1 protein-coding gene is annotated in these 3,327 nt (G+C 36.1%); it reads left to right on the top strand.

Annotation, left to right across the window (positions count from 1 at the left end; genetic code table 11):
- Window positions 1-3,327 (top strand): T9SS type B sorting domain-containing protein (locus tag AC1EUV_RS13770; RefSeq protein ID WP_480199299.1); only part of this gene is annotated, 3,327 nt, incomplete at both ends.

The raw sequence follows: 3,327 nt of genomic DNA, 5'->3' as shown, positions 1-3,327 counted from the left end.
ACCATAGACACTACACCAATAGCAGTATCAGATTTAGAATTAACTAAAGCAGTAGACAATGCCACCCCATTTGTAGGATCTGATGTGACTTTTACAATTTTGGTAACTAATAATGGATTGAGCGATGCTACAGGAGTTGAAGTTACAGATCTATTGCCAAATGGATATTCGTATGTAAGCGATGATAGCGGTGGAAATTATAGTGATACAACAGGTTTATGGACAATTGGAAATTTAGCTAACTCAGCTTCAACTTCAATTAATATTGTTGCAACAGTAAACCCAACAGGAACTTATACAAATGTTGCAGAAGTTACTGCTTCAGATAATTTTGATCCAGATTCTAATCCGGCAAACGGTGATCCTTTAGAAGATGATTATGCATCAGTAGATGTAAATCCAATAGCAGTTTCTGACCTTGAGATTGCTAAAACAGTAAATAATACAACACCTTTTGTAGGGTCTAATATTGTGTTTACAATAACTATTACTAATAACGGGCCAAGCGATGCTACAGGAGTAGTGGTTACAGATCTATTGCCAACAGGTTATACATATGTAATTGATGATAGCAGTGGGGCTTATGTTTCTGGTACTGGAATTTGGACAGTTCCTACAATTCCCGCTACAGTAGGAAGTAATACAGCCGCATTAAATATTACAGCAACGGTATTAGCCAATGGTGTGGCTGCTGATTATGAAAATTTTGCGGAAGTAACTGCTTCAGATAATGTTGATTTTGATAGTGACCCTAACGTAAGTTTTGGAACAGACGACCGTGGTGATGGAATAGTAGATGATGATGAAGCTTCTATAATAGTTACTCCTATTCCAGTTTCAGACTTAAGTTTGGTTAAGACGGTTAATGATTTAAACCCTACAACTGGTGATATTATAACGTTTACTTTAACTGTTCATAATGATGGGCCAAGTGATGCAACAGGAGTTTCTGTTGAAGATGTAATACCTGATGGTTATGGAAACATTACAAATATTAATAATGGAGGAACATTAGTTGGTAATACAATTACTTGGACTGGATTAAATGTTGCTAATGCTGGTGATTTACTTCTTCAATTTGATGCAGAAGTACTCACTACAGGAACAAATACTACTACTAGCTATTATAATCAAGCAGAAATTACAGCTTCAGATAACGTTGATTTTGATAGTGATGTTACGGAAAGCTTTAATGTGGATGACGATAATAATGGTAATTTAAATGATGATGATGACGAAAGTATCCTTGATACTATTGTAATCAATTTCTTACCTACGGCAGTAGACGACAATGCAGTTGTAGTTGAGAATTCTTTAGATAACCCTATCATGGTCTTATTAGATAATGGTAATGGCCCAGATGATTTTGGTAGAGATGGCCCAAGTACAACCCCAATCGTAATTACCACACCTCCAACAAATGGTACGGCTATAATAAATGATAATGGTACTCCAAATGATCCTACGGATGATTTTGCAGAGTATACTCCTAATCCAAATTATACGGGTCCAGATTCCTTTACATATACAATAGAAGACGGTCAAGGATTAATAGGTAGCCCAACAGGAGACACATCTACAGCAACTGTATTTATTATTGTACTAGTTGATACAGATGGTGATGGTATACCAGATATTACCGATATTGATGATGATAATGATGGTATTTTAGACACCGCCGAAAGCAATGGTATTGATGCAACTGGGGATGACGATAATGATGGAATACCAAACTTTGAAGACCCAGACTTCTGTACATTAAACACAAATAATGTATGCGATAATTTAGATTTTGATGGAGACGGAATAATCAATCAATTAGATATTGATGCTGATAATGATGGCGTACCGGATAATGTAGAAGGTCAGTCGACATTGGGTTATATTGCTCCATCTGGAATTGATAGTGATGGAAATGGTCTAGATGATGTATATGAAAACACACCTGGTTCTGGCGAGGGAATAGCAATTGAAAACACAGATGGAACAGATAATGATGATTATCTAGATTTAGATTCAGATAATGACAACGTACCAGACAGTATAGAAGCTCATGACATTAATCATGATGGTATGATAGACAATACAGAGGCTTCTTTCACCGGTGTTGATACAGATGGTGATGGATTAGATGACGGTTACGAAGGAGCAGATATTAATGACGGATTCGATATTAATGATGAAATAAATGATCCAGTAATAGATTTACCTGATACTGATGGTGATGTTACTGATGGTCAATCAGATAGCAATGTTGATTATCGCGATATCGATGATGATGGTGATGGAGTTTCGACATTAGATGAAGATATTGATGGTAGTGGTGATCCGTTTGATGATGATTTTGATGGAGATGGTCAACCGAACTACTTAGATATAGATGATGACAATGATGGTATTTTAACAATCTTAGAGGGCACCGATAGTTTAGACGGCGATTCGAACCCAAATTATCTAGATATTGATTCTGATGATGATGGTATACCAGATAATGTAGAAGGTCAACCAACAGTTGGATATATAGAACCAAGTGGAATTGATATTGATAATGACGGTTTAGATGATGCTTATGATAGTGATACTTCTGGTAATCCAAATTCTAACGGAATCACTCCAGAAAATACTGATGGTACGGATGATCCTGATTATCTAGATGATGATTCAGATAATGATGGTTTAACAGACGCTATTGAAGGAAATGATATAGATCACGATGGTTTCCCAGATAGAGAAGCTAGCGGAACAGATACAGATGGAGATGGCTTAGATGATGCTTTTGAAGGGGCTAACCTTAATGATCCTTTCGATGTGAATGATGAGATTGCTGATCCATCAAATGATCTTCCGAATAGAGACCAAGATTTAGAAAATGATCCATTATTTGCAGATATTGTTGAAGGAGATGTCGAACCAGATTATCGTGATATAGATGATGATGGCGATGGCGAGCCAACTCTTGAAGAAGATACGAATGAAGATGGAGATTATACGAATGATGATTGTAACTTTAATACAATACCTAATTATTTAGATCCGTTGTCATGTAATATTGTTCCAAATGGTTTCTCACCAAATAATGATGGTGATAACGATACTTTTATAATTCCTCTACTAACTGGTTTCCCAGACTTTAGAATAGAAATTTATGATCGTTGGGGTAATAGAGTTCATAATTATGAAAACAATGGAAGGTCTGGAAACGATATTCAATGGTGGAATGGATATTCTAGTGGTAGATTAACGTTAAATAGAGATGACAAGCGAGTACCTGTAGGTACATACTACTATATTATTTATTTCAACGATGGGGAAAGAAAACCTCAAACG

It is taken from the genome of Maritimimonas sp. 2304DJ26-3, from assembly GCF_056591635.1.
Note: the sequence above shows the minus strand (reverse complement) of the source record. Positions and strands in the feature narration are given on the sequence as shown.